Here is a 24,530-nt window from a genome sequence, read left to right as displayed (position 1 = left end):
ATCGGCCCGGTTCGTCTCGCAGCGCTCGCGACCACCCACCCACCGGTACCCGGTACGTGCTGCTTCCTGTGATGAAACAATGGTGAGCACACCATCGAGAGGATCCGTCGTGACCACCGATCCCAGCAGCCGACAGCCGTCGGACGCGCCGCCCCCGCCAATCTCGCCCCAACGTGGGGGACGTGGTGCGCTCGGGGTGATCCTCGCCGTCGTCGGGGGTGTGGTGGTGCTCGCAGGCCTGATCGTTGGAGCGATCCTGCTCATCGACGCCGACGACGACCCGATCCCCACGACCGCCCCGACCTCGTCTGAGGCCTCCGAACCCACCCCGACCCCGTCGACTGCTGAGACGAGCGGTAGCGGCGAGCTGCTGGAGTTGTTGACCGCCGAGGCGGACGTGATCGTGGCCAGCGACGGGACCGCCTGGCTGCTCGAGGGTGGCTGGGTCGATGCTTCCGAGCTCAGCGATCAGTCGCAGGAGGCGTACTCCGGCACGTTCACCTCCGAGGTGGGCACCGTGACTCTGACCGCGCTCTCCTTCGATGGCGAGGACCCGGCGGCCGACTACCTGGCCGGCGTTCGGGCCGACCGCGGCGACCCCGACTACGAGGGCTCGGTCTGGGAGGACGGTTCCGGTACCCGGATCGACTACGCCGGCGCCGAGGACTACGACATCTTCTGGTACGACGAGGCTGCGATCGTCTTCCAGGCCACGGGACCCGAGGGTTCGGTGGAGGACTTCTATGGTTCGCTGCCGTTCTGAGGTGTTGAGCTGAACACGCCCGCTCACATCGTCTGGCCCGAGGACCTCGCGCGGACCATCGTGGCCGCGCTGGACCTGCGCGGCGCGAAGGTTCCCCTGCGAGCGGCGACCCGGGGCAGCGCCGACTGGCACACCGACGTTGCCCGCACACTGCCGGGAGACCCCGCAGCGAGCGCAGAACAACTCGCCGCTGCCCTGCGCCGTCATCCCGACGTGCGCGAGTGCGATGCGCATGGCCCCACCGTCAGCATCGGGCTGACGGTGGCGAGTCTGGTGCGGGTGGTGCCGGAGATCCTGCTCGGTGGTCTGCCTGCGCCCGCCGATGGGACCCCGCGAGCCGCCGGACCGGAACTGGTGCAGCGGCTGCACCCGGTGCGCTTCGCTCATGCCCGGGCGCGTTCAGTCTCGCGCTCGGCCCGTGAACACGGCGTCCGACCCGACACGGCTGAGGGCAGCCTCGACGAGGCGACCGCCGCCGACCGGCGGCTCCTGACCACCCTCGCTGGAGCACCGGCAGTCCTGCGCAGCGGACGGGACCGGACGATCCAGGCGCACGCCCGCGGGCTCTCGTCCGCCTTCCAGGCCTGGTTCGCGGCCACCCGGACATCTCCGCGCGGTCTGGAGGAGATAACCTCGACCCACCGCACCCGCCTGGCCATCAACGACGCGGTCGCGCTCGCGCTCGCCGCCGAGCTGACCGCCGTCGGCCTCGACGCCCCGGAGCACCTGTGACCCATCCGACCAGCCCGCACCTGTGGCCGGAGAACACCGACGTCCACGACGGTGTCCTGCACGTGAACGAGATCCCGGTGACCGAGCTCGCCGCTGGCTTCGGTACGCCCGCCTACCTGCTCGACGTGCCTGGCCTACGCTCCCGGGCCGCCCGCTACCGGCGAGCCTTCGAGGAGGCTTTCGCCCCGGCACAGGTGTCGGTCTACTACGCCGGCAAGGCCTTCCTGAGCCGCGCCGTCGCCCGCTGGGTGCGCGATGAAGGACTGCGGATCGACACGGCGTCGGCGGGCGAGCTCGCCACGGCCCTCGCGGCCGGTATCGACGGTGCGGAGATCGGTCTGCACGGCAACAACAAATCCGTCGAGGAGATCGATCTCGCGCTCGAGAACGGGATCGGCCGCCTCGTCATCGACTCCCTCCCGGAAATCGACCTGGTGGCCGCACGTGCAGCGGCACGTGGCCAGCGCGCCCCCGTCATGGTTCGCGTGACCACCGGGGTTCACGCCGGCGGGCATGACTTCATCGCCACCGCCCACGAGGACCAGAAGTTCGGTCTGTCCCTCGCGAGCGGAGCGGCACTGCAGGCGCTGGAGCAGATCGTTGCCAACGAGCACCTGGAGCTGCTCGGCCTCCACTCCCACATCGGATCCCAGATCCTCGACCCCGATGGGTTCGCGGCCGCGGCCGCTGCCCTGCTTGGCCTGCGCGCCACGCTCGCCGAGCGCACGGGGCACCTTGCCGCCGAGCTCGACCTCGGGGGTGGCTATGGCATCGCCTACACCCCGCAGGAGCAGGCGGTCGACATCGAAGCGCTCGCCGCATCCCTGGCGCAGGCGTGCCGGCGGGAGTGCGAGCGGCTCGGAACGCCGCAGCCGGACTACTCCTTCGAACCCGGGCGGGCGATCGTGGGCCCGAGCATGGTCACGCTCTATCGCGTCGGCACCGTCAAGCCGGTCGAGCTCGAGGATGGCGGCTCCCGCTTGTACGTCTCCGTGGACGGGGGAATGAGCGACAACATCCGCCCGGCCCTGTACGGGGCGGACTATCACGCCGAGCTCGCCGGGCGCACCTCGAGCGCCGATCCGGTCCCTGCTCGGGTGGTGGGCAAGCACTGTGAGAGCGGGGACATCGTGATCCGGGACGTCAGCCTGCCGGGGGATATCGCCGCCGGTGACCTGCTCGCCGTACCCGCCACCGGGGCGTACGGACGCTCGATGGCCTCCCAGTACAACCTCGTGCCGCGACCGCCGGTCGTGGCACTCGGGGACGGCGCGCCGCGCGAGATCGTGCGGCGGGAGACGGTGGACGATCTGCTCGCGCTCGACCTGGGCTGAGCACCAGAACGCCCGGGACGTGGGACGCGGCACAGGCACAGGCACCAAGACCTCTATTGTTGAGATGCCTGCGAGCGGGCGAAGGTCCGACGAACCTGCGCTCCACCAGAAGACGTTACGAAGGAGACCATGAACGACGGCGCCCCCGCCACCCTCCGGGTGGCAGTGCTCGGATGCGGAGTGGTCGGGACCGAGGTGGTCCGCCGCCTCCTGACGAACGCGTCCGAGCTGCATGCACGGACCGGTACTCGCCTCGAACTCGTCGGGATCGGGGTCCGCTCCACGGCCACGCCGCGTGATCCCGTCGTGCCGACAGAGCTGCTCACCGAGGATCTGCGGGGGTTGGCCACCAGCGCCGATATCGTGATCGAGTTGATGGGCGGGATCGAACCGGCCCGCGGGTTGGTGACTGGCGCCCTGGCCGCTGGTGCCAGTGTCATCACGGCCAACAAGGCCCTTCTCGCCCAGCATGGCCCGGAGCTCTACGAGGCGGCGGACGCTGCCCGGGTCGACCTGTTCTACGAGGCTGCGGTCGCCGGCGCGGTTCCCGTGGTCCGTGGTGTGCGCGAGTCTCTCGCGGGGGACAAGATCACCCGCGTCCTCGGCATCGTCAACGGCACCACCAACTACATCCTCGACGAGATGACCTCGGGTGGTCTCGACTTCGAGAAGGCGCTCGCCCAGGCACAGGAGCTGGGTTACGCCGAGGCCGACCCGACGGCCGACGTCGAGGGCCTGGACGCCGCCGCGAAGGCGGCCATCCTCGCCTCGCTCGCATTTCACTCGCGTACCTCCCTCGATGACGTTCCCGTGCAGGGCATCACCTCGATCAGTCCCGAGGACATCGCCTCGGCCGCGCAGACCGGGCATGTGATCAAGCTGCTCGCTATCGCCGAGCAGGGCACCTATGACGGCGTCGGTGGCCTGGCCGTGCGCGTGCACCCGGCCCTGGTGCCGGTCGAGCATCCGCTGGCGAGCGTGAGGGGTCCGTTCAACGCCGTCTTCGTTGAGGCCGAGGCGGCGGGCACGTTGATGTTCTACGGTGCCGGAGCCGGGGGAGAGGCGACCGCCAGCGCGGTGCTGGGGGACGTCGTCGCCGCGGCGAGGCACCGCGTGAACGGAGGCAAGGCACCTTCGGAGTCCGCGCACGCGGCCCTGCCGCCGATGCCCGCCCAGGCGGTGCACACCCGGTACCAGATGCGCTTGGACGTGCTCGACGTGCCCGGCGTGCTCGCCGAGATCGCCGCAGTGGTCGCCGCGCACGGTGTCTCCATCGAGACTGTCCGTCAGGGGATGCGCGACCCCGACGAGGGGGCGGCACTGGTCATCGTGACCCACTCGGCCAGCGAATCGGCCCTGGCGGCCACGGTGGCCGATCTCGATACTCTTGAGGTGGTCGAACGGATCACCTCGATCCTGCGTGTGGAAGGAACCTGATGGCCAAGCCGTGGCGCGGCGTGATCGCCGAGTACGCCGACCGACTCCCGATCGAGGACGGCGACCCCGTCGTGACGCTGGGAGAGGGCGGTACCCCGCTGGTGCCGGCCCCTTCGCTCTCGGCGGCGACCGGCGCGCAGGTGTATCTCAAGGTGGAGGGCGCCAACCCCACCGGCTCCTTCAAGGACCGTGGCATGACGATGGCGATGAGCAAGGTGGCCGGGACGGGTACCGAGGTGGTCGTGTGCGCCTCGACCGGGAACACCTCTGCCTCCGCTGCGGCCTACGCCGTCCGGGCCGGGCTCGGGTGCGCCGTGGTGCTGCCGCACGGGAAGATCGCTGCCGGCAAGATCGCGCAGGCGATCGTGCACGGTGCCACGCTGCTGGCCGTGGACGGCAACTTCGATGACTGCCTGCGGATCGTGCGCGAACTGGCTGAGGCCTATCCGGTGGCACTGGTGAACTCAGTGAACCCCTACCGGCTGCAGGGGCAGAAGACCGCTGCCTTCGAGGTGGTGGACGCTCTCGGGGAGGCGCCCGCCATTCACGTGCTGCCGGTGGGGAACGCCGGGAACATCTCCGCCTATTGGATGGGTTACCGCGAGTACGCCGCCGATGGACTCGCCTCCCGCACTCCGCAGATGTGGGGTGTCCAGGCCGACGGCGCAGCCCCCCTGGTCAAGGGGGAACCGGTGGAGTTTCCGGAGACCGTCGCCACCGCGATCCGGATCGGTAACCCGGCGTCCTGGCAACTCGCTGTGGCGGCACGGGACGACTCGGGCGGCCGGATCGACGCCGTCAGCGACGCGCAGATCCTTGATGCACAGGCGATGATCGCCTCCGAGGTGGGGGTCTTCGTCGAGCCGGCTTCCGCGGCCAGCGTGGCTGGGCTGCTCGCCCGTGCCGAGGCGGGGGACGTGCCTGAGGGCGCCACCGTCGTGTGCACGGTGACGGGCAACGGGCTCAAGGACACAGCCACCGCACTCGGCGAACGTCCGGTGGATCCGCAGGTGATCGGGACGGACGTCGCAGACGCGGCGCGAGCCCTCGGCCTGGGCTGACATGCGGCTGGTTCACGACGAGGTGCGGGTGCAGGTGCCCGCCACCAGCGCCAACTTGGGGCCGGGCTTCGATTCCTTCGGCCTGGCCCACACGATCCACGACCGCGTGCGCGTGCGGGCCACGACCGGACGTACCGAGGTGCGGGTATTCGGCGAAGGTGCTGGGGAGGTGCCCGACGGCGACGATCACCTGGTCGTGCGTGCGCTGCGCGCGGGACTGGACCACGTCGGCGCCCCGCAGGCCGGCTTCTCCCTCGACTGTGAGAACGCCATCCCGCATGGCCGCGGTCTCGGTTCCAGCGCTGCTGCCGTGATCGCCGGGCTGGTCGCGGCCCGTGGGCTCATCAGTGAACCGGAGGCACTGGCTGACGACGTGCTGCTGCAGCTCGCGACCGAGTTCGAAGGCCATCCCGACAATGCCGCCCCGGCCCTCCTGGGTGGTGCGACCGTGGCGTGGATGGACGGACGTCAGGCTCGCGCCGCTCGTCTCGAGGTCGATCCGCGGATCGAGCTCACGGTGCTCATTCCCACCGAACGACTGCCGACGAGCCGGGCGCGTGCCGCGCTCCCGGCCACGGTCTCCCATGCCGATGCGGCTTTCAACGCCGGTCGTGCCGGTCTCCTCACCCTGGCGCTGACCTCGCGCCCGGACTTGCTCCTGCCCGCCACTGCGGACCGATTGCACCAGGCGCAGCGGGCCGATGCCATGATGGCCAGTGTCGCCCTGGTGCGGCGGCTGCGTTCGGAAGGGCACCCCGCGGTCATCTCGGGAGCGGGACCGACCGTGCTCGTGCTGTCCGCGCTGGACGGTGCCACCGTGGCCGGCCTCGGGCCGGAGTGGAGCGTGCGACGCCCAGGGATCGACACCGACGGCGTCCTGCCGCTCACTGCAGGTTCGGGCATCGAGAACTCCCGTTAGGAGTCCGGGCCGGTCCTCTGGTCTCGTCCCGCTCGTCGTCCCTCGGTGCTAGGCTTGTGGGGCATACCATCTCGGGGCTCAGGCCCTGGTGGTCGTGCCCGTCCACGTGCGGCGATGCCGCGGGCGTGGCCCCATCCACTCCGGCCCGTCGTGGCCGATGACATCTGCCGCACCGGACATATCTGATCGGGTGCGTGTCGAGAGAAGGAACCTCGTGCCAGAATCCACCTCCACGTCCGCCACCGGTCGCAGCGGGGCGCTGTCCTCATTGCGCCTTGCCGAGCTTCAGGCCATCGCATCTGAGATGGGCCTCAAGGGCACCGGCCGGATGCGCAAGAGCGACCTCGTCGCGGCGATCCGTGAGGCGCGTGGCGGCTCCGGCCGGGCCACGAGCAACGGTGAGCGCTCGGCTCCGGCCGCTCCGCCGGCGGCGACCGAGAAGCAGGACAAGCCTGCGAAGAGCGACAAGCCTGCGAAGCGCGACAAGCCTGCGAAGCGCGACAAGCCCGCCACAGGCGGTGTGACCCCTGACAGTGCTGGACAGGCTGACAGTGCTGGACAGGCTCGGCGGGCTGAGCCTGCTGCCGCCGAGGGGCGCACCCGGAACCAGGACCGTGGCCAGCGGGCCAGGACGAAGCCAGCCCAGCAGGACCAGGGCGAGCAGAACCAGGTCCAGAAGGACCAGCAGGCGCGCGGCCAGCACGATCAGGGTCAGCAGCGTCAAGGGTCATCCGAGGAGTCTCGCGGTGCACGTGACTCCGGCGGAAGCGGCCCGGACCAGGACGGTGGGCCGCGTCGCAACCGCCGTGCGCGCTCCACCGGGCGTCAGCCGCAGCTCGACCTGCCCGGCTCCGGCAAGCAAGAAGACAGCGAGGCTGCGCGCAAGCCGTCGCTGGATGACATCCGCCTCCCCGAAGGGCGCCGACCGGAGGGTCAGCAGGAAGAGGAATCCGGCGGGCAGAAGCAGGGCTCCGGCCGTGACTCGAGCCCGCAACGTGGTGACTCCGAGGACGAACGGTCCGGGCGCCGTCGGCGGGGACGCGACCGCTACCGTGACCGCAAGCGCCGTGGGCGCGGCCCGGAGCCGGTCGAGGAAGAGATCGAGATCACCGAGGAGGATGTGCTCCTCCCGGTCGGCGGGATCCTCGACATCCTCGACAACTACGCCTTCGTGCGCACGAGTGGCTATCTGCCCGGTCCGAACGACGTCTACGTCTCGCTCGGTCAGGTCAAGAAGTACGGTCTACGCCGCGGCGATGCAATCCTCGGGGCTGTCCGTCAGCCACGGGAGGGCGAGAACAACCAGCGGCAGAAGTACAACGCGCTGGTGCGCCTCGATCAGGTCAACGGCGTGCCCGTCGACGAGGCTGGTCCGCGCCCTGAGTTCTCCACGCTGACCCCGCTGTACCCGCAGGACCGGCTGCGCTTGGAGAGTGGCGGCAAGGACCTCACGCCCCGGATCGTGGACCTCGTGGCCCCGATCGGGAAGGGACAGCGCGGCCTGATCGTTGCCCCGCCCAAGGCGGGAAAGACGATCGTGATGCAGCAGATCGCCAACGCGATCACGGCCAACGATCCCGAGGTACACCTGATGGTGGTGCTCGTGGACGAACGGCCGGAAGAGGTCACGGACATGGAGCGCACGGTCTCCGGTGAGGTGATCGCCTCCACCTTCGACCGGCCGGCCTCCGACCACACCATCGTGGCGGAATTGGCGATCGAACGCGCCAAGCGACTGGTCGAGCTCGGGCAGGACGTGGTGGTGCTGCTGGACTCCCTCACCCGCCTCTCGCGCGCCTACAACCTCGCGGCACCGGCCTCGGGACGGATTCTCTCCGGCGGCGTGGACGCCTCCGCGCTGTACCCGCCGAAGAAGTTCTTCGGTGCGGCACGCAACATCGAGCACGGCGGGTCGTTGACGATCCTCGCCTCAGCCCTGGTCGAGACCGGGTCGAAGATGGACGAGGTGATCTTCGAGGAGTTCAAGGGCACCGGCAACATGGAGCTGCGCTTGTCCCGTCACCTGGCCGACAAGCGGATCTTCCCGGCGGTCGACGTCAACGTCTCCGGCACCCGCCGTGAAGAGCTGCTCGTTTCTTCTGAGGAGCTCGCCATCGTGTGGAAGCTGCGGCGTCTGCTGGGGTCGCTGGACCAGCAGCAGGCAATCGAGCTGGTGCAGTCCAAGATGCGCAGCACCTCCTCCAACGCGGAGTTCCTCCTCACCGTGAACAAGACCACCCCCGCGCACGGTTCCGATTAGCACGTGAGTGCCCGGCTCTGACCCACGAGGGCGGAGCCGGGCACGTCGCGCACAGGCAACCGGCGTCGAGGGAAGGGTGCAGATGAGCGAGGTGTTCATCGCGGTGGATCCGCTACTGGCGGAGTACGCGGAGATCGAGGCCGCGCTGGCCGATCCGCAGGTGCACGCCGATCAGGCGCGCGCTCGCACCCTCGGCCGGCGGTATGCCGAGCTCGGCCGGGTCGTGGCGGCCTACCGTGCCTGGCGCGGTGCGAGTGAGGATGCCGAGGCCGCCGCCGAGCTGGCCGCCGACGATCCCACCTTCGCTGAGGAGGTCGAGCCGTTGCAGGCGGCGGCCGCCGAGGCTGCCGAGGTGCTGCGGCGGGTACTGATCCCACGTGACCCCGACGACGGACGCGATGTCATCCTGCAGGTGAAGGCCGGTGAGGGCGGTGAGGAATCCGCACTGTTCGCCGCCGACCTGCTGCGGATGTACCAGCGTTTCGCCGAACGCCAGGGGTGGACGACACAGATCCTCGATGAGACCCACTCCGACCTCGGCGGCTACAAGGACGTCTCGATGGCGATCAAGTCGAGGTCGACCGACCCGGCCGAGGGAGTGTGGGCCTTCCTGAAGTACGAAGGTGGCGTGCATCGGGTGCAACGGGTGCCGGTGACAGAGTCGCAAGGGCGGATCCATACCTCCGCCGCCGGCGTGTTGGTGTTCCCGGAGGTCGAGGACGCGGGCGAGGTGGAGATCGACCCGAACGACCTGCGCATCGACGTCTTCCGTTCATCCGGTCCCGGAGGGCAGAGCGTCAACACCACCGACTCGGCCGTGCGCATCACCCACGTGCCTACCGGCATCGTGGTCTCGATGCAGAACGAGAAGTCGCAGCTGCAGAACCGCGAGCAGGCGATGCGGGTGCTGAGAGCACGGCTGCTGGCGGCCCGCCAGGAGGCCGCCGATGCCGAGGCGGCCGAAATGCGCCGCTCTCAGATCCGGACCGTGGACCGGTCCGAGCGGATCCGTACGTACAACTTTCCCGAGAACCGGATCGCCGACCACCGCACGGGGTACAAGGCCTACAACCTGGACCAGGTGCTTGCCGGTGATCTGGGCCCTGTGGTCGGTTCCGCGATCCAGATGGATGAGGCGGAGCGGCTCGCCGGTGCCGCAGACGCGTGAACGAGCACGCCTGCAGGCCTGAGCCGACGTCCTCGCCGTCCTTGCGGCAGCTGGTCAGCGGGGCGACGGCGGTGCTCACCCAGGCGGGAGTTGCCTCACCTCAGCAGGACGCGCTGGCGCTGGCCGAGTTCGTCCTCGGCGTGGACCGCCTCGTGCTTGCCCTCCCTCCGGAGTTGCCGGCGGACTTCGGGGTGCGGTACGCCGCGGTCGTCGATCGTCGGCGGCGACGGGTGCCGTTGCAGCACATCACCGGAGTCGCCCACTTCCGCTATCTCGAGCTGCAGGTGGGGCCGGGGGTGTTTGTTCCCCGGCCGGAGACCGAGATCGTGGCGGGAGTGGCGATCGACGCCGCTGCCGAGCGCGCGGCAGGGGATGCTCCCGTCGTGGTGGACCTGTGCAGCGGCAGCGGTGCGATCGCACTGAGCGTGGCCCGCGAGGTGCCCTCGGCGCGGGTTGTCGCCGTGGAGCTGGGTGAGGAAGCCTGCGCTGCGATCGCAGCGAACGCCCGGCGACTCGGCCTCGAGGTGCGTGTGCTGCGCGCCGACGCCACCGCCCCGCAGACGCTGGCGGATCTGGACGGCGCGGTCGACGTGGTCGTGACGAATCCGCCCTACATCCCGCCCGATGCCGTACCGGTCGATCCGGAGGTGCGTGACCACGATCCGGACCTGGCACTGTACGGAGGCGGCCACGACGGGCTCGATGTGCCACGCGGGGTGTTGCGGCGCGCGCTCACGCTGCTTCGCCCTGGTGGGACGTTCGTGATGGAGCATGCCGAGGTCCAGGCCGCGGCCGTGCGTGAGCTCGCGCGCGAGACGGGCGAGCTCCAGGCGATCAGGACCGGTGCCGACCTCACGGGCCGGGACCGGATGCTGCTGGCGCGACGGCGGTAGGTACGCAGCACCCCCGCGGTCAGCGGCGCAGCCGGTGCCGCGTGATCATGGAGGCGACGTACCAGCCCAGCGCGATGCCGGCGATGTCGGCGACGATGTCTGCCAGGTCGCCACTGCGGCCGGGGAGCAGCAGATGCTGGACCAGTTCGCTGACACCGGCGTGCACGAGCAGCACGGCTGCGAGCGGTACCCCGGGCAGAGGAAGCAGCCGCCCGGTCAGCATCACGACGGCGAAGACGAGCACATGAACCGCCTTGTCGGCCCCGGGAGTGCTGGGCGCACCGTCGGGCGTTGCCGGCAGGTACAGCACCACCAGCTGGACCAGGATCGATCCCGCGAAGGCTAGACGGACGAGCCAGGTGCTGGAAGGAGTCGTCCCTGGGCGCCTGCGGGAGGCGCTCGGTGGGGTGGTGGCGGAGTCGGGCACGGGCTCAGCCTGCCACGCCTGCGAGGGTGGGCTCCGCCGTCGGGATGACCGAAGCACGGGCAGATGGACCGATCGGTGCCGAGACGTGACAGACTCAGACCTCGTGAGCGAGGTACTTCTGAGGGACTGTTCCGACGCCGGGGCCCGAGCGGGCCACCTGGACGAAGCCGTCAAGACGTTGGCGAGCGGGCAGCTCGTCGTGCTCCCGACCGACACGGTCTACGGCATCGCAGCCGACGCCTTCACACCGAAGGCAGTCTCCGCGCTGCTTCGCGCCAAGGGACGCGGCCGGCAGATGCCGCCGCCGGTGCTGATCGGCGACGTGAGGACGCTGGACGGGCTCGCCACGGAGATCCCGCAGGCGGTGCGGGATCTGGTGACCGAGTTCTGGCCGGGGCCGCTGACGGTCATCCTGACCGCGCAACCCAGCCTGCATTGGGACCTGGGGGAGACCCACGGCACGGTCGCCCTGCGGATGCCCGACGACGAGGTGGCGCTGGCGCTGCTGCGGCGCACGGGGCCGCTGGCCGTCTCCAGTGCGAACAAGACGGGGCAGGATTCGGCTACCACGTGTGCCGACGCCGCCGAGCAGCTGGGCCGTGCCGTGAAGGTGTACCTCGACGGCGGAGCGACCCCTGGTCCGGTGCCGTCCACCATCGTGGACGCGACCGGGGCGCAGATGCGCATCGTGCGCGAAGGTGCGCTTACCGCCGAAGAGCTCGGTTCGATAGCACCGGAGTTGCTGCCGGAGAACCAGCCGGCCGAGGTCGGTGACGGGCCCGACGAGGGCGACGAGGCTGTTGGCGATGAGGCTGACGGTGACGGTCAAGGCACCCCGGGCGAGCACGAGGCTGACCAGCCCAGCACTGACGAGCCCGGCACCGACGAGCCCGGCACCGAGGACACTGACACCGAGGACACTGACACCGAGGACACTGACACCGAGGAGACTGACACCACCGGTGGTGCCACCCAGCCGTGAGGGTCTACCTGCTCGTGCTAGCCGTCGCGGCGGCTGTCACCTACCTGACCACACCGCTGGCGCGTCGCCTGGCCCAGCGAGTCGGAGCCGTGACGGCGGTCCGTGCGCGCGATGTGCACACGGTTCCGACGCCGCGGCTCGGGGGAGTGGCGATGGTGGCCGGACTCGGGTGCGCGCTGTTGTTCGCCTCCCGTACGGAGTTCCTGGGTGCTGTCTTCGACGACACACTGCCGTGGGCGATCCTCGTGTGCGCCACAGCACTCTGCCTGCTCGGTGTGGCCGACGACATCTGGGACCTGGACTGGGTGACCAAACTGATCGGCCAGATCCTGGTAGCCGGCGTGCTGGCCTGGCAAGGAGTGGCGTTGGTCACGCTGCCGATCTTCGGCCTGACCATCGGTTCGGACCGGCTGATCCTGTTCGCGACGGTGCTCGTGGTGGTGATCGCGATCAACGCCGTTAACTGGGTGGACGGACTGGATGGACTGGCGGCCGGGGTGATCGCCATCGGCGGATCGGCGTTCTTCGTCTACACCTACCTGCTGACCCGCAACAACAACCCGACCGACTACTCCGATCTCGCCACGGTCGTGATCGCAGCGCTCGTGGGGGCCTGCCTGGGCTTTCTGCCGCACAACTTCCATCCGGCAAGGATCTTCATGGGCGACTCCGGCGCGATGCCGCTGGGCATGACGATCGCCGCGGCATCGATCGTGGTCACCGGTCAGATCGACCCCGCGGTGCTGGAGTCCCGGCAGGCGTTGCCCGCGTTCGTCCCGATCGTCCTGCCGGTCGCGGTGCTGCTCCTGCCGTTGCTGGACGTCGCCGTCACCAGTCTTCGCCGGTTGATGAAGGGGAAGTCCCCGTTTCATGCTGACCGGACACACCTGCATCACAAGCTGCTCGACCGCGGTCACTCTCACCGGCGGGCCGTGGCGATCATGTACCTGTGGACCACGGTGGTCTCCTTCAGCGCCGCCGCGCTGGTGATCTTCCCGGTCCCGCAGGTGCTCATGGGTGCCGCGATTGGTGCTGTGCTGGCGACCGTGATTACCGTGGTGCCCATCCCCACACCATCGTTCCTCAAGCAGCGCACCGCCGGCCAACGTCCGAGCTGAGGACCTGATCTGAAGGACGCACCCGTGCCCGAGCCTGCCTTCCTCAACGACCGGTACATCCGCACCGACGCGGTGCTGGCCCTGATCCGTACCGTGTTGCGCCGGCTGCTGCTGGCCGCGGCAGCCATTGCTGCGGTGTCGGTGCTGGTGGGCGCGCTTGTGGCCGGCCTGGCGGGAGTGTGGGCGGGTCTCCTGGCCGCCGGGATCTCGCTCGTGTTCACGGCGACGACGGTGCTCGCCCTCTATCTGGTAGCCGGACGCGGCCCGGAGCTGCTGCAGATCGTGCTCCTGGGCGGCTGGCTGGTGAAGATGGCCCTGCTGGCCGTGGCTCTGCTTTGGCTCCGGGACCAGGACTTCTACCACCGGGGTGTGTTCCTCGGCACACTGTTCGTGGCCGTGATCGCCGCCGTGCTGGTCGAGTTGATCACGGTGGCGTCATCGAAGGTTCCCTATGTCACCCCGCAGTCTGCGGTGGCCTCGCAGGATGGTTCGCAGGCCGATGTGGGTCCTGCTGATGACCGGGCGGATGCACCAGCAACGGAGCCGGTCGATCCGCGCCCGGATTCGAGGGACGAGCCTTCACAGGAGCGTCACAATCCACGTGCATGATCAGGTAGGCTGACCTCAGTCACTTCCAGCCCACCTGAGTTCGGTCCCTGCGATGCTGCCCGGAGCAGTTCGGCATGGATACGAGCCCGATGTTCCTGGGGAGTTCACCCTGTCCACCGCAGCGATCGCCGTGCCAATTCTTGCCGAGGGCGAAGACGATGGCGGCTTCCACGCCCCCGGGATCGAAGAGTTCTTCCCGGACGCCATCTTCGGCAGCACCGAGCTGGGCTCCTTCTTCGGCTTCGACCGGATCATGCTGGTCCGTCTCGTCGTCGTCGCGGTCCTGCTCCTGCTGTTGTGGCTGGCCACCCGACGCGCCTCCCTGATTCCCAGCCGTGGCCAGAGCATCGTCGAGCTCGGCGTCGGCTTCGTGCGCAATCAGATCGCCGAGCAGATCCTGGGCAAGGAGCGCGCTCGCCCCTACCTGGCGATGCTCACCACGATCTTCTTCACGGTGCTCGCGATGAACCTCGCCGGGATCGTGCCCTTCCTCAACATCGCCGGCACGTCCCGGGTCGGGCTGCCGCTGGTGCTGGCCCTGTGGGTGTTCATCGTCTACCTCTCGGCGGGTGTGCGTAAGCACGGTCTCGGGAAGTACCTCAAGGCCCAGCTCTTCCCGCCGGGGGTCCCGTGGCCCGCCTACGTGCTCATCACTCCGATCGAGGCACTGCAGGTGTTCGTGCTCCGGCCGGCCACGCTGACGATCCGGCTCGTGGCGAACATGATGGCCGGGCACCTGATGCTGGTGCTGTGCTTCGCGGCCACCCACTTCCTGCTGCTCGAGGGCGGCGGGCTCATCAAGCTGACCGGTCTGCTGGCCTTCGCCGGCGGGCTGTTCATCACCCTGTTCGAGGTGTTCATCGCCTTGCTGCAGGCCTACATCTTCACTCTGCTGTCCGCGATCTACGTCAACTTCGCCCTCGAAGAGGAACACTGATCCTCAGTCGTGGGCGTGGTCGCGGACCACGTACTCACCCGTAGCACCCACACCCGACGCTCACCCGAGCGCCACAGGAAGGAAATGCAGTGGAAGGCAACCTCGCAACCATCGGTTACGGTCTCGCCACGATCGGCCCCGGTATCGGTCTCGGTGTCATGATCGGCCAGACCCAGGCCGCCACGGCCCGCCAGCCGGAAGTCTCCGGACGGCTCTTCACCAACATGATGATCGGTGCAGCCCTCATTGAGGTGCTCGGTCTGCTCGGCCTCGTCGCCGGGCTCATGTTCTCCTGATCGACCCCTGACACCTGGCGTTGGGAGCCATCATGATCACCGCAAGCGAGACGCCGAACCCGCTTCTGCCGGCCGGCTACGACATCATCTGGTCGCTCGTCGTCACGGTCGTCATCGCGTTCTTCTTCTTCCGGTACCTGCTGCCGAAGTTGAACGCGATCTTGGACGAGCGTGCGGCGAAGATCGAGGGTGGACTGCAGCTGGCCGAGCAGGCCAAGGCCGAGGCGGCCGAGTCCAAGGCCGAGGTCGAGCGTGAGCTCGTCGCTGCCCGGAAGGAAGCGGCCGGCATCCGTGAGGAGGCCACGGCCGACGGCGGGCAGATCGTCGCCGAGGCCAAGCGCAAGGCCCAGGCCGAGGCGACCCGCATCGCGGAGAGTGCTCAGCGTCAGATCGAGGCCGAGCGTCAGTCGGCGGTCGTCTCGCTGCGGTCGGAGGTGGGGGAGCTGGCCACCGAGCTCGCCTCCCGCATCGTCGGTGAGTCCCTCGCTGACGACGCTCGCCAATCACGCGTGATCGACCGTTTCCTGGCCGAGCTCGACAGCACGGTCGACAGCCCCGTGGGTGCTGGCGCCCAGTCCTCGGCGAGTTCGACGGCATCGTCGCAGTCGGAGGCGTGATGCGGGCGAACAGTCAGGCCACGACCGACGCCGCACGGGAGCGTTTTGAGCCCGTGCTGCGTACGGCCGGTGCCGGCGCCGACCAGTACGGCAGTGAGCTGTTCGCCGTCGTGGATGTGCTGGATGCCTCAGCCGGTCTCCGCCGGGCGCTCACGGACCCCTCGCGCGAGGGGTCCGACAAGGCCACGGTGATGACCTCCGTCTTCGGCGGCAAGGTCAGTGAGCAGGCCGTGGACCTGCTCGCCGGTCTGGCACGTGGGCGATGGTCGGCGGATGTCGACATCGCCGACGCCGTCGAGACTCTCGGCACCGACGCCGTCCTCGCGAGTGCGGAGGCGGCCGGAGCGCTGCTCGAGGTCGAGACGCAGCTGTTCTCCGTGATCCGGCTGCTGGCCGGCAACCGCGACCTCCGGCTGGCACTCTCGGACAAGAGCCGTACGGTCGCCGAGCGGATCCAGCTGCTGGAGACGCTCGTGCAGGACAAGGTCGAGCCGCAGACAGCCACGCTGCTCTCGCGGGCGCTCGGCAACCGCCGCTCCACGACATTGACGGCCGGTCTGGTCCGGCTCAACGAAGCGGCCGCGGCTCGGCGACAGCAGCTCGTGGCCACGGTCACCGCTGCCGTCCCGCTCACCGCCGCCCAGCGGGAGAAGCTGAGTGGCATCCTCCAGCGCGCCTACGGGCGTGCCGTCCAGCTGAACGTGGCCGTGGAACCGAACGTCGTGGGCGGCGTCCGGATCCAGATCGGCGACGAGGTCGTGGACGCGACCACGCTCACCCGACTCGACGAGGCTCGCCGACGACTCGTCGGCTGACCCGCCCCCCATCGCTGAAGAACGAACCGATCGCCACCGCCCGGCGGTCTAAGGAGAAGGACGCACAAGATGGCTGAACTGACGATCAAGCCCGAGGAGATCCGGGCTGCGCTGGACAGCTTCGTGAACTCCTACGAGCCGTCCGCGAGCGCGGCCGAGGAGGTCGGCACCGTCACCCTGGCGGCCGACGGTATCGCGGAGGTCGAAGGTCTGCCCGGCGTGATGGCGAACGAGCTGCTCACCTTCGAGGACGGCACGCTGGGCCTGGCCCTGAACCTCGACGTGCGCTCCATAGGTGTGGTGGTGCTGGGTGAGTTCAGCGGCATCGAGCAGGGCCAGAGCGTGCGCCGTACCGGCGAGGTGCTCTCGGTCCCGGTCGGTGACGGCTACCTGGGCCGTGTGGTTGACCCGCTGGGCAACCCGATCGACGGCCTCGGTGAGGTTGCCACCGAGGGGCGCCGCGCACTCGAGCTCCAGGCCGCCGGCGTGATGGAGCGCAAGAGCGTGCACGAGCCGCTCCAGACCGGTCTGAAGAGCATCGACGCGATGATCCCGGTCGGGCGTGGACAGCGTCAGCTGATCATCGGTGACCGTCAGACGGGTAAGACCGCGATCGCCCTCGACACGATCATCAACCAGAAGGCGAACTGGGAGAGCGGCGACCCGGAGAAGCAGGTCCGCTGCATCTACGTCGCCGTCGGTCAGAAGGGTTCGACCATCGCCTCCGTGCGCGGAGCCCTGGAAGATGCGGGCGCTCTGGAGTACACCACCATCGTGGCCGCTCCGGCGTCGGACGCCGCGGGCTTCAAGTACATCGCCCCCTACACCGGCTCGGCCATCGGTCAGCACTGGATGTACCAGGGCAAGCACGTCCTGGTCGTCTTCGACGATCTGTCCAAGCAGGCTGAGGCCTACCGTGCGGTCTCGCTGCTGCTGCGGCGCCCGCCGGGGCGTGAGGCCTACCCCGGCGACGTCTTCTACCTGCACTCCCGTCTGCTGGAGCGCTGCGCGAAGCTCTCCGACGCCCTCGGTGCCGGCTCGATGACGGGTCTGCCGATCATCGAGACGAAGGCGAACGACGTCTCCGCATACATCCCGACGAACGTCATCTCCATCACCGACGGGCAGATCTTCCTCCAGTCGGATCTGTTCAACTCCGGCCAGCGGCCGGCCGTGGACGTGGGTATCTCCGTCTCGCGCGTGGGTGGTGACGCTCAGATCAAGGCCATGAAGAAGGTGGCCGGAACGCTGAAGATCGACCTCGCGCAGTACCGCTCGCTCGAGGCGTTCGCAATGTTCGCCTCGGACCTGGACCCGGCGTCACGCCGCCAGCTCACCCGCGGTGCCCGGCTGATGGAGCTGCTCAAGCAGCCGCAGTACACCCCGATGGACGCCGAGGATCAGGTGGTCTCGATCTGGGCCGGAACCAACGGCTACTTCGATGACGTCGACCTCAAGGACGTCCGCCGGTTCGAGGGCGAGCTGCTCGACCACGTGCGGCGCCACACCGGCGTGCTGGACGCGATCCGCAGTACCGGCAAGTTCGAGGACGAGACGGCCGACGAGCTGCGTTCCGCTGTCGAGAAGTTCCGCGACACCTTCCTCGGTTCCGAACCCTCCGCCCCGGTGGGCGATGAGGTGGACGACTCCGAGGACGTGGACATCGACCAGGAGCAGATCGTCCGGCAGAAGCGGGGCTGAGCATGGGCGCCCAACAGCGGATCTACAAGCAGAGGATCAGGTCCACCCAGACCCTCAAGAAGATGTTCCGCGCCATGGAGCTCATTGCCGCCTCCCGTATCGGCAAGGCCCGGGACCGGGCCGTCAAGGCGAGCCCCTACGCGCGGGCCATCACCCGAGCGGTCTCGGCCGTGGCCACCCACACCGACGTTCAGCACCCGCTCACCACGGAGCGGACCGACACCACGCGCGCCGCTGTGCTCGTCGTGACGGCCGACCGTGGACAGGCCGGTGCCTACTCCGCCTCCGTGCTTCGTGAGGCCGAGCGGCTGCGACTACAGCTGGAGGACGAGGGCAAGGAGGTCGCACTCTACGTGACCGGTCGCCGCGGCGTGAGCTTCTACCAGTTCCGGCGCCGCGAGATCGTGCAGAGCTGGACCGGCAACTCGGACAGCCCGGCGCTGGAGACAGCCCAGGAGATCGGCAACACCCTGCTTGACGCCTTTCGGGCTCCGGCCGAGGACGGTGGCGTCGCCGAGCTGCACGTGGTCTTCACGCAGTTCAAGTCGATGGTGTCCCAGGAGCCGCAGGTGATTCGCCTGCTGCCGCTGGAAGTCGTGGACGGCGTTGCCCCGGTCGGGGAGAAGCCGTTGCCGCTGTACGAGTTCGAACCCTCGCCCGAAGCCGTGCTGGATGCGCTGCTGCCGCGGTACATCCGCAGCCGGCTCTTCAACGCGCTGCTGCAGGCGGCGGCCTCCGAGCTGGCTGCACGGCAGCGCGCGATGAACACGGCGACCAAGAACGCCGAGGACATCATCCGTAAGTACACCCGGCTTGCCAACCAGGCGCGGCAGGCCGAGATCACCCAGGAGATCAGCGAGATCGTCTCGGGTTCCGACGCCCTGGCCGCCAGCTGAGCACCCACCCACACGAAGGAACGCACTGCAATGACTGCTACCGCATCCGAGGCACCGGCCAGCGGCGCTGGCGAGCCGGGCGTGGGCCGGATCGCCCGCGTCATCGGCCCTGTGCTCGACATCGAGTTCCCGCCGGACGCCATCCCGGAGATGTACAACGCCCTGACCACCCGGGTAGACCTGCCCGGTCAGGACGCCTATGACATGACGCTCGAGGTCGCACAGCACCTGGGTGACAACATGGTGCGCGCCATCGCGCTCAAGCCCACGGACGGACTCGTCCGGGGCGGTGAGGTGAAGGACACCGGTGCGCCGATCTCGGTGCCGGTTGGTGACGTCACCAAGGGCAAGGTCTTCAACGTCACCGGTGAGGCGCTCAACCTGGCCGAGGGCGAGACCCTCGAGGTGACCGAGCGCTGGCCCATCCACCGCCAGCCGCCGGCCTTCGACCAGCTCGAGTCCAAGACTCAGATGTTCGAGACGGGCATCAAGTCGATCGACCTGCTCACCCCCTACGTGCAGGGTGGAAAGATCGGTCTGTTCGGTGGTGCAGGTGTCGGTAAGACGGTGCTCATCCAGGAGATGATCTACCGCGTGGCCGCCGATCACGGTGGTGTGTCCGTCTTCGCCGGTGTCGGTGAGCGCACCCGTGAGGGTGGCGACCTGATCGACGAGATGGATGAGGCGGGAGTCTTCGACAAGACCGCACTCGTCTTCGGCCAGATGGATGAGCCGCCGGGCACGCGTCTGCGGGTCGCTCTGTCCGCGCTGACAATGGCGGAGTACTTCCGCGACGTGCAGAAGCAGGACGTGCTGCTGTTCATCGACAACATCTTCCGCTTCACTCAGGCGGGTCAGGAAGTATCCACGCTGCTGGGCCGCATGCCCTCAGCCGTGGGTTACCAGCCGACGCTGGCTGACGAGATGGGTCTGCTGCAGGAGCGCATCACCTCCACCCGCGGTCACTCCATCACGTCGCTGCAGGCGATCTACGTGCCCGCCGATGACTACACCGACCCGGCGCCGGCGACAACCTTCGCCCACTTGGACGCGACCACGGAGCTCTCCCGTGAGATCGCCTCCCGTGGTCTGTACCCGGCGATCGACCCGCTGGCTTCCACCTCGCGCATCCTTGACCCGCAGTACGTCGGCGAGGAGCACTACCGGGTGGCGAACCAGGTCAAGGCCATCCTGCAGAAGAACAAGGAGCTGCAGGACATCATCGCCATCCTCGGTATCGACGAGCTGTCCGAAGAGGACAAGGTCACCGTCAACCGCGCCCGTCGCATCGAGCAGTTCCTGTCGCAGAACACCTACATGGCCGAGAAGTTCACGGGTGTGAAGGGGTCGACGGTGCCGCTGTCGGAGACCATCGAGGCGTTCAGCAAGATCGCCGGTGGCGAGTTCGATCACGTGCCCGAGCAGGCGTTCTTCAACATCGGTGGTCTCGAGGACCTCGAGCGCAACGCTGCCAAGCTCAGCAGCGAGGACTGAGATGCCGCTGAAGGTGGAGATGGTCTCGGCCGACCGCACCTGGTGGTCGGGCGAGGCGCAGAGCGTGGGCGCCCCCGCAGCTGATGGTGACCTGGGCATCCTGCCCGGGCACCAGCCGGTGCTGGCTGTGCTGCGCCCCGGCACGGTGAGGGTGCGTCCGTCCGGCGGCGAGCCGGTCACCATGGACATCAGCGGCGGCTTCCTCTCGGTGGATTCCGATGACGTGACGATCGTCGTCGACCCCACCACGTCGGAGGACGCTGCCGGCATCGTCGAGAACTGAGCGGGAATGAGGTTGGTGATCGTCGCCGTCGTCACGGTGATGATCGCTGCCCTCGTCCTCGCCGCCCTGTTCTTCTGGCGCCTGCACGCGTTGAACCGTCGCGTCGGCTCTTTCGAGTGCTCCGTGCACGCGGGTGCGCGTTGGATCTCCGGGATCGCGGACTACACACGAGACCACCTCGACTTCTACGAGGTGGTCTCGTTGTCGTTGCGGCCCTCGCGGCGATGGCGCCGCCGCGAGCTGGACATTCTGGCGCGCCGGCGTCGGCACCTCCAGGACCACCCCGAACCGATCAGTGAGGCACGCTGCTCCTACCGAGGTGAGGAGTTCGTGCTCACCGCGGCAGACGGTGCACTCGATGGCCTGCGCTCCTGGCTGGAGGCCGCACCCCCGGACCCCAGTACGTCCCGTATCGTGTAAGCGTGAGGATCGTGGTCGCGGCATGCTCGGTGGACTACTCGGGAAGGCTGACGGCGCATCTGCCGCTGGCGCCGCGGGTACTGATGCGCAAGGCGGATGGTTCGGTGCTCGTGCACTCCGACGGCGGGTCCTACAAGCCGTTGAACTGGATGACGCCGCCCTGCGCTGTGACGGAGTCCGAGCCCACTGACGACCAGCGGGAGCAGGGCGTGCGTGAGGTGTGGACGGTCCAGAACACGAAGTCCGACGATCGCCTGATCATCTCCTTGCACGAGATTCAGGCCGACCACAGCTTCGAGCTCGGGGTCGATCCGGGGTTGGTGAAGGACGGCGTGGAGGCGCACCTGCAGAAGCTGCTCGCCGAGCAGATCGGTCTGCTCGGAGACGGTCACGCCCTCGTGCGCCGCGAGTACCCGACGGCCATCGGGCCGGTCGACATCCTCGCCCGAGGGGACGGTGGCCATGTCGCGGTGGAGATCAAGCGCCGCGGTGACATCGACGGTGTCGAGCAGCTGACGCGCTACCTGGACCTGTTGAACCGGGACCCGTTGCTGGCACCCGTGGAAGGCGTGTTCGCGGCGCAGGAGATCAAACCGCAGGCCCGGGTGCTGGCGACCGACCGAGGCATCCGGTGCCTGGTGCTGGACTACGACGCGATGCGCGGGATCGACGATGTCGACTCCCGCCTGTTCTGAGAGGAAACCCAGCCATGGTGCAGGCAGTACGTGGGCGTATCGTCACGCCCGAGCAGGAGATCCCTGATGGCATCGTCTGCTGGGAGGGAGACCGGCTCAGCTGGGTGGGGGCAGCCGACCAGGCGCCCACCCAGATCGCCGAAGAGCTGGCGCAGCTTCCGGAGGGTCCGCAGGGATACGTCCTGCCGGGCTTGGTGGACGTCCACAACCATGGCGGCGGTGGAGCAAGCATCCCGGCGGTGACCGACACGGCTGAGGCGATGCGAGCCGTGACCGAGCACCGTCGCTACGGTACGACCCGCATGCTCGCATCCCTGGTCACTGCCTCTCCGGAGGTTCTGCTCGCCCGGGTGGCGGTGCTCGCCGAGCTCGCCGACGCCGGGGAGATCGAGGGCATCCACTCCGAGGGCCCCTTCCTCGCGGCGTCCCGGTGCGGCGCCCAGGACCCCGCGTACCTCATCGACGGCGACCCCACGCTCGTGGAGCGGATGGCTGAGGCGGCCCGCGGTCACCTCGCGACCATGACCGTCGCGCCCGAGGTCACGGGCGCGAACGAGGCGATCGACGCCCTGCTCACCGCCGACGCACTGCCGTCCGTGGGCCACACCGATGCTTCGGCACCGGACACCCGCGCCGCCGTCGAGCGTCTTGTCGAGCGCCTTGCCACCAGTGGCCGGCGCGCGACCGTGACCCATCTGTTCAACGGGATGCGCCCGCTGCATCACCGTGAGCCCGGTCCCATCCCGGTCGTGCTCGCCGCCGCCCGCCGCGGCAAGATCGTGCTGGAGCTGATTGGTGACGGCGTCCACCTCGACCCCGAGCTCGTGCGTGACATCATCGCCACCGTCGGCCCGGAGAATGTCGCCCTGGTCACCGATGCCATGGCCGCGGCCGGGATGGCGGACGGTGAGTATGTGCTCGGCAGCCTCGATGTGCAGGTCTCCGACGGCGTCGCGCGGCTCGTCAACGGCGGGTCGATCGCCGGGGGCACCGCCCACCTCATCGATGTCGTACGGACCACCGTCGCCGGTGGCGTGCCCCTGGTGGACGCCGTCCGCTCGGCCTCGCTCACCCCGGCTGAGGTACTGCGATCCCGTGGCCAGGAGGAAGGCGCTCCCTACGGTGCGCTGCGGGCCGGCTATCGCGCCGACGTCGTGGTCACCGATGCCGATCTGCAGGTGCAGCGCGTGATCCGCGACGGCCAGGACGTCACCGACTAGCTCAGGCGAGGGCCGCGGCCACCCGCTCGCCGTGCACGGCCGCCAGGTCGGCCCGGCCCACCGTGTGCAGCCAGGCGGCGTGGCGCTGCCAGAGGCGATGGACATCCTCGGGTCGCTCTGCACTCAGGTCGCGCTCCTCGGCGAGGTCGGCGGCCAGGTCGAACAGGTGCACCCCGTCGCCGACCTCGACATGTTCGACCGTCAGCACGCCGCGGGCATCCTGGTGGTCGCCATGCGTGATCCGCAGTTTCAGGTCGCCGACCCGCACAGCGGACTGGAAGCCAGTCTCCCAGTGCAGTGACTCGTGCCCGGCCTTCGTCTCACCGCGCCACAACGTCCCCTGATCGGTGCCATCGACATCGAGGCTGTCGAGGACCTCGTAGCCGGCGGCGGCCAGCAGCGTGGGGTAGAGGTCCATCGAGCTGACCAGCCCTCGTTCGATGCGTCCACCGTCCCAGCCGCCTCCGGGCCAGCGCACGAGATAGGGCACCCGCACACCGCCTTCGGCGAGGGTGTACTTGGTGCCACTGAGCGGGGTGTTGTCGCCGTAGTTGCAGGTGGAACCGCCGTTGTCGGTCAGGTAGACCACGATGGTGTTCTCGTCCAGTCCCCGGTCGTGCAGGGTGTCGAGGAAGAGGCCGATCTCGGCGTCCATCAGTTCCAACTGGGCGAGGTAGTACTCGCGCCCGTGCTCGAGGTTCGGCGCGATCGCGCCGTCGTACCAGTCCTGGTAGCTGATGTCGTCGGTGTCGTGCCAGTCTGGCTTGGCGGGAAGCCCCCGGCGCTTGAGCTGCTCGGCCGGCAGCTGCCAGCAGAAGTTGTGCACGGCGTTGAAGGCGACCATCGTGAAGAACGGCTCCTCGGCGGACGTCATGAAGTCTCGGGCGCGCCGTCCGATCTCGGCGGTGAGGAATCCGTCCAACTCCTCCGGCTCGCCGTTGTGCAGCATCGGCTGGACGGCCATCCGCCACTGCGCCTCCGGGCCGTACTCGGCGACCGCCTCCTCACTGTGTATCAGGTAGTTCAGGCGCCCCTGCTGCTGGCCCGCAAGACCGTAGTAGGACTCGTCGAAGCCGTGCTCGGACGGGCAAGCCCGGTCGCCGGGCTCTTCGGGCCCGTAATGCACCTTCCCGAAGTAGCCGCACGTGTACCCGAGCTCGCCGAAGCGCTCAGCCAGGGTGGTGCGCTCGTACGGGAACCGGGTGTCGGAGAACCACGTCGAGCCCCACCGCGCCGGGTAGGAGCCACTGATGATCGCCCCGCGCGAGGGGTTGCAGATCGGAGCGGCGACGTAGGCGTCCGAGCAGGTCACGCCGTCGGCAGCGAGCCTATCCAGCGCCGGGGTCCGGACCGCGGGGTCGTGCCCGAGGGCGGAGCGGTCACCGTAGCCGTGGTCGTCGGAGAGGATCAGCAGGACGTTCGGTCGGTCCTGGCTGGCGGACGGCATGGCTCT

25 protein-coding genes are annotated in these 24,530 nt (G+C 68.9%); 23 read left to right on the top strand and 2 right to left on the bottom strand.

Annotated features, from left to right (window positions below; genetic code table 11):
• The first annotated feature begins 109 nt into the window (after window positions 1-109).
• From IM660_RS13445 to prmC, 9 genes are all read left to right on the top strand, one after another.
• Window positions 110-763 (top strand): hypothetical protein, encoded by a 654-nt coding sequence (locus IM660_RS13445; protein WP_193496212.1) that lies wholly within the window; start codon window positions 110-112, stop codon window positions 761-763.
• Between the two features lie 60 nt (window positions 764-823).
• Complete coding sequence (locus IM660_RS13440; protein ID WP_193496210.1) at window positions 824-1,495, top strand: DALR anticodon-binding domain-containing protein; 672 nt, start codon at window positions 824-826, stop codon at window positions 1,493-1,495.
• Complete coding sequence (gene lysA, locus IM660_RS13435) at window positions 1,492-2,829, top strand: diaminopimelate decarboxylase (RefSeq protein ID WP_193496208.1); 1,338 nt, start codon at window positions 1,492-1,494, stop codon at window positions 2,827-2,829. Before IM660_RS13440 ends, lysA begins: the two co-directional genes overlap by 4 nt.
• Before the next feature lie 129 nt (window positions 2,830-2,958).
• On the top strand, window positions 2,959-4,266 hold the full coding sequence (locus IM660_RS13430) for a homoserine dehydrogenase (protein WP_193496206.1): 1,308 nt from the start codon (window positions 2,959-2,961) through the stop codon (window positions 4,264-4,266).
• A complete protein-coding gene (gene thrC, locus IM660_RS13425) occupies window positions 4,266-5,327 on the top strand; it encodes a threonine synthase (RefSeq protein ID WP_193496204.1) in 1,062 nt (353 codons plus the stop codon). The genes IM660_RS13430 and thrC overlap by 1 nt, the downstream gene beginning before the upstream one ends.
• A gap of 1 nt (window position 5,328) precedes the next feature.
• Window positions 5,329-6,246, top strand: coding sequence for a homoserine kinase (thrB, locus tag IM660_RS13420; RefSeq protein WP_193496203.1), 918 nt, complete (start codon window positions 5,329-5,331; stop codon window positions 6,244-6,246).
• Window positions 6,247-6,460: 214 nt separating this feature from the next.
• Window positions 6,461-8,506 carry a transcription termination factor Rho gene (gene rho, locus IM660_RS13415; protein ID WP_246464949.1) on the top strand — a complete coding sequence of 682 codons (2,046 nt, stop codon included), beginning with the start codon at window positions 6,461-6,463 and terminating at the stop codon, window positions 8,504-8,506.
• 82 nt (window positions 8,507-8,588) lie between these two features.
• Complete coding sequence (gene prfA, locus IM660_RS13410; protein WP_193496199.1) at window positions 8,589-9,674, top strand: peptide chain release factor 1; 1,086 nt, start codon at window positions 8,589-8,591, stop codon at window positions 9,672-9,674.
• A complete protein-coding gene (gene prmC / locus IM660_RS13405) occupies window positions 9,671-10,567 on the top strand; it encodes a peptide chain release factor N(5)-glutamine methyltransferase (protein ID WP_246464948.1) in 897 nt (298 codons plus the stop codon). Before prfA ends, prmC begins: the two co-directional genes overlap by 4 nt.
• 19 nt (window positions 10,568-10,586) lie before the next feature.
• Here the strand turns inward: prmC and IM660_RS13400 are convergent, their stop codons facing one another.
• The gene (locus IM660_RS13400) at window positions 10,587-10,994 is read right to left on the bottom strand and encodes a VanZ family protein (protein WP_193496197.1); all 408 of its coding nucleotides are present in this window, start codon (window positions 10,992-10,994) and stop codon (window positions 10,587-10,589) included.
• Window positions 10,995-11,097: 103 nt separating this feature from the next.
• On the opposite strand from IM660_RS13400, the gene IM660_RS13395 reads away from it, so the two are divergent.
• The 14 genes from IM660_RS13395 (at window position 11,098) to IM660_RS13330 (ending at window position 23,077) form a co-directional block, all read left to right on the top strand.
• Window positions 11,098-11,976, top strand: coding sequence for an L-threonylcarbamoyladenylate synthase (locus IM660_RS13395; RefSeq protein ID WP_425503834.1), 879 nt, complete (start codon window positions 11,098-11,100; stop codon window positions 11,974-11,976).
• Window positions 11,973-13,094: a glycosyltransferase family 4 protein gene (locus IM660_RS13390; protein WP_193496195.1), complete on the top strand. Its 1,122-nt coding sequence runs from the start codon at window positions 11,973-11,975 to the stop codon at window positions 13,092-13,094. The genes IM660_RS13395 and IM660_RS13390 overlap by 4 nt, the downstream gene beginning before the upstream one ends.
• A gap of 24 nt (window positions 13,095-13,118) precedes the next feature.
• Window positions 13,119-13,703 carry a Cg1360 family ATP-synthase-associated protein gene (locus IM660_RS13385; protein WP_193496193.1) on the top strand — a complete coding sequence of 195 codons (585 nt, stop codon included), beginning with the start codon at window positions 13,119-13,121 and terminating at the stop codon, window positions 13,701-13,703.
• 52 nt (window positions 13,704-13,755) lie between these two features.
• Window positions 13,756-14,640 (top strand): F0F1 ATP synthase subunit A, encoded by an 885-nt coding sequence (atpB, locus tag IM660_RS13380; protein ID WP_193496191.1) that lies wholly within the window; start codon window positions 13,756-13,758, stop codon window positions 14,638-14,640.
• An 89-nt stretch (window positions 14,641-14,729) separates the two neighbouring features.
• Entirely contained in the window at window positions 14,730-14,936 is a 207-nt protein-coding gene (gene atpE, locus IM660_RS13375; protein WP_159619543.1) for an ATP synthase F0 subunit C, read from the top strand.
• 32 nt (window positions 14,937-14,968) lie between these two features.
• Window positions 14,969-15,553, top strand: coding sequence for a F0F1 ATP synthase subunit B (locus IM660_RS13370; protein WP_193496189.1), 585 nt, complete (start codon window positions 14,969-14,971; stop codon window positions 15,551-15,553).
• On the top strand, window positions 15,553-16,368 hold the full coding sequence (locus IM660_RS13365; RefSeq protein ID WP_193496187.1) for a F0F1 ATP synthase subunit delta: 816 nt from the start codon (window positions 15,553-15,555) through the stop codon (window positions 16,366-16,368). Before IM660_RS13370 ends, IM660_RS13365 begins: the two co-directional genes overlap by 1 nt.
• 69 nt (window positions 16,369-16,437) lie before the next feature.
• Complete coding sequence (atpA, locus tag IM660_RS13360) at window positions 16,438-18,069, top strand: F0F1 ATP synthase subunit alpha (RefSeq protein ID WP_193496186.1); 1,632 nt, start codon at window positions 16,438-16,440, stop codon at window positions 18,067-18,069.
• 2 nt (window positions 18,070-18,071) lie between these two features.
• The gene (locus tag IM660_RS13355) at window positions 18,072-18,965 is read left to right on the top strand and encodes a F0F1 ATP synthase subunit gamma (protein ID WP_193496184.1); all 894 of its coding nucleotides are present in this window, start codon (window positions 18,072-18,074) and stop codon (window positions 18,963-18,965) included.
• A 30-nt stretch (window positions 18,966-18,995) separates the two neighbouring features.
• A complete protein-coding gene (gene atpD / locus IM660_RS13350) occupies window positions 18,996-20,459 on the top strand; it encodes a F0F1 ATP synthase subunit beta (RefSeq protein ID WP_193496182.1) in 1,464 nt (487 codons plus the stop codon).
• Window position 20,460: 1 nt separating this feature from the next.
• Window positions 20,461-20,742, top strand: a complete 282-nt coding sequence (locus tag IM660_RS13345) for a F0F1 ATP synthase subunit epsilon (protein WP_193496180.1) — start codon at window positions 20,461-20,463, stop codon at window positions 20,740-20,742.
• A gap of 6 nt (window positions 20,743-20,748) precedes the next feature.
• Window positions 20,749-21,162, top strand: a complete 414-nt coding sequence (locus tag IM660_RS13340) for a DUF2550 family protein (protein ID WP_193496178.1) — start codon at window positions 20,749-20,751, stop codon at window positions 21,160-21,162.
• 2 nt (window positions 21,163-21,164) lie between these two features.
• A complete protein-coding gene (gene nucS, locus IM660_RS13335; protein WP_193496176.1) occupies window positions 21,165-21,857 on the top strand; it encodes an endonuclease NucS in 693 nt (230 codons plus the stop codon).
• A 14-nt stretch (window positions 21,858-21,871) separates the two neighbouring features.
• Window positions 21,872-23,077 (top strand): N-acetylglucosamine-6-phosphate deacetylase, encoded by a 1,206-nt coding sequence (locus IM660_RS13330; RefSeq protein WP_193496174.1) that lies wholly within the window; start codon window positions 21,872-21,874, stop codon window positions 23,075-23,077.
• Window position 23,078: 1 nt separating this feature from the next.
• Here IM660_RS13330 and IM660_RS13325 read toward each other — a convergent pair whose 3' ends face one another.
• Window positions 23,079-24,524 (bottom strand): sulfatase family protein, encoded by a 1,446-nt coding sequence (locus tag IM660_RS13325; protein ID WP_193496172.1) that lies wholly within the window; start codon window positions 24,522-24,524, stop codon window positions 23,079-23,081.
• Window positions 24,525-24,530: the final 6 nt, after the last annotated feature.

It is taken from the genome of Ruania alkalisoli (assembly GCF_014960965.1).
GTDB lineage: Bacteria > Actinomycetota > Actinomycetes > Actinomycetales > Beutenbergiaceae > Ruania > Ruania alkalisoli.
This window is presented reverse-complemented; position numbering and strand designations above follow the sequence as displayed.

Coding starts and splice junctions, on each gene's coding strand:
- IM660_RS13430 (WP_193496206.1), top strand. CDS start 2,959: ATGAACGACGGCGCCCCCGCCACCCTCCGGGTGGCAGTGCTCGGATGC.
- thrC (WP_193496204.1), top strand. CDS start 4,266: ATGGCCAAGCCGTGGCGCGGCGTGATCGCCGAGTACGCCGACCGACTC.
- thrB (WP_193496203.1), top strand. CDS start 5,329: ATGCGGCTGGTTCACGACGAGGTGCGGGTGCAGGTGCCCGCCACCAGC.
- prfA (WP_193496199.1), top strand. CDS start 8,589: ATGAGCGAGGTGTTCATCGCGGTGGATCCGCTACTGGCGGAGTACGCG.
- atpB (WP_193496191.1), top strand. CDS start 13,756: ATGCTGCCCGGAGCAGTTCGGCATGGATACGAGCCCGATGTTCCTGGG.
- IM660_RS13370 (WP_193496189.1), top strand. CDS start 14,969: ATGATCACCGCAAGCGAGACGCCGAACCCGCTTCTGCCGGCCGGCTAC.
- IM660_RS13365 (WP_193496187.1), top strand. CDS start 15,553: ATGCGGGCGAACAGTCAGGCCACGACCGACGCCGCACGGGAGCGTTTT.
- atpA (WP_193496186.1), top strand. CDS start 16,438: ATGGCTGAACTGACGATCAAGCCCGAGGAGATCCGGGCTGCGCTGGAC.
- IM660_RS13355 (WP_193496184.1), top strand. CDS start 18,072: ATGGGCGCCCAACAGCGGATCTACAAGCAGAGGATCAGGTCCACCCAG.
- atpD (WP_193496182.1), top strand. CDS start 18,996: ATGACTGCTACCGCATCCGAGGCACCGGCCAGCGGCGCTGGCGAGCCG.
- IM660_RS13345 (WP_193496180.1), top strand. CDS start 20,461: ATGCCGCTGAAGGTGGAGATGGTCTCGGCCGACCGCACCTGGTGGTCG.
- IM660_RS13340 (WP_193496178.1), top strand. CDS start 20,749: ATGAGGTTGGTGATCGTCGCCGTCGTCACGGTGATGATCGCTGCCCTC.
- IM660_RS13330 (WP_193496174.1), top strand. CDS start 21,872: ATGGTGCAGGCAGTACGTGGGCGTATCGTCACGCCCGAGCAGGAGATC.
- IM660_RS13325 (WP_193496172.1), bottom strand. CDS start 24,524: ATGCCGTCCGCCAGCCAGGACCGACCGAACGTCCTGCTGATCCTCTCC.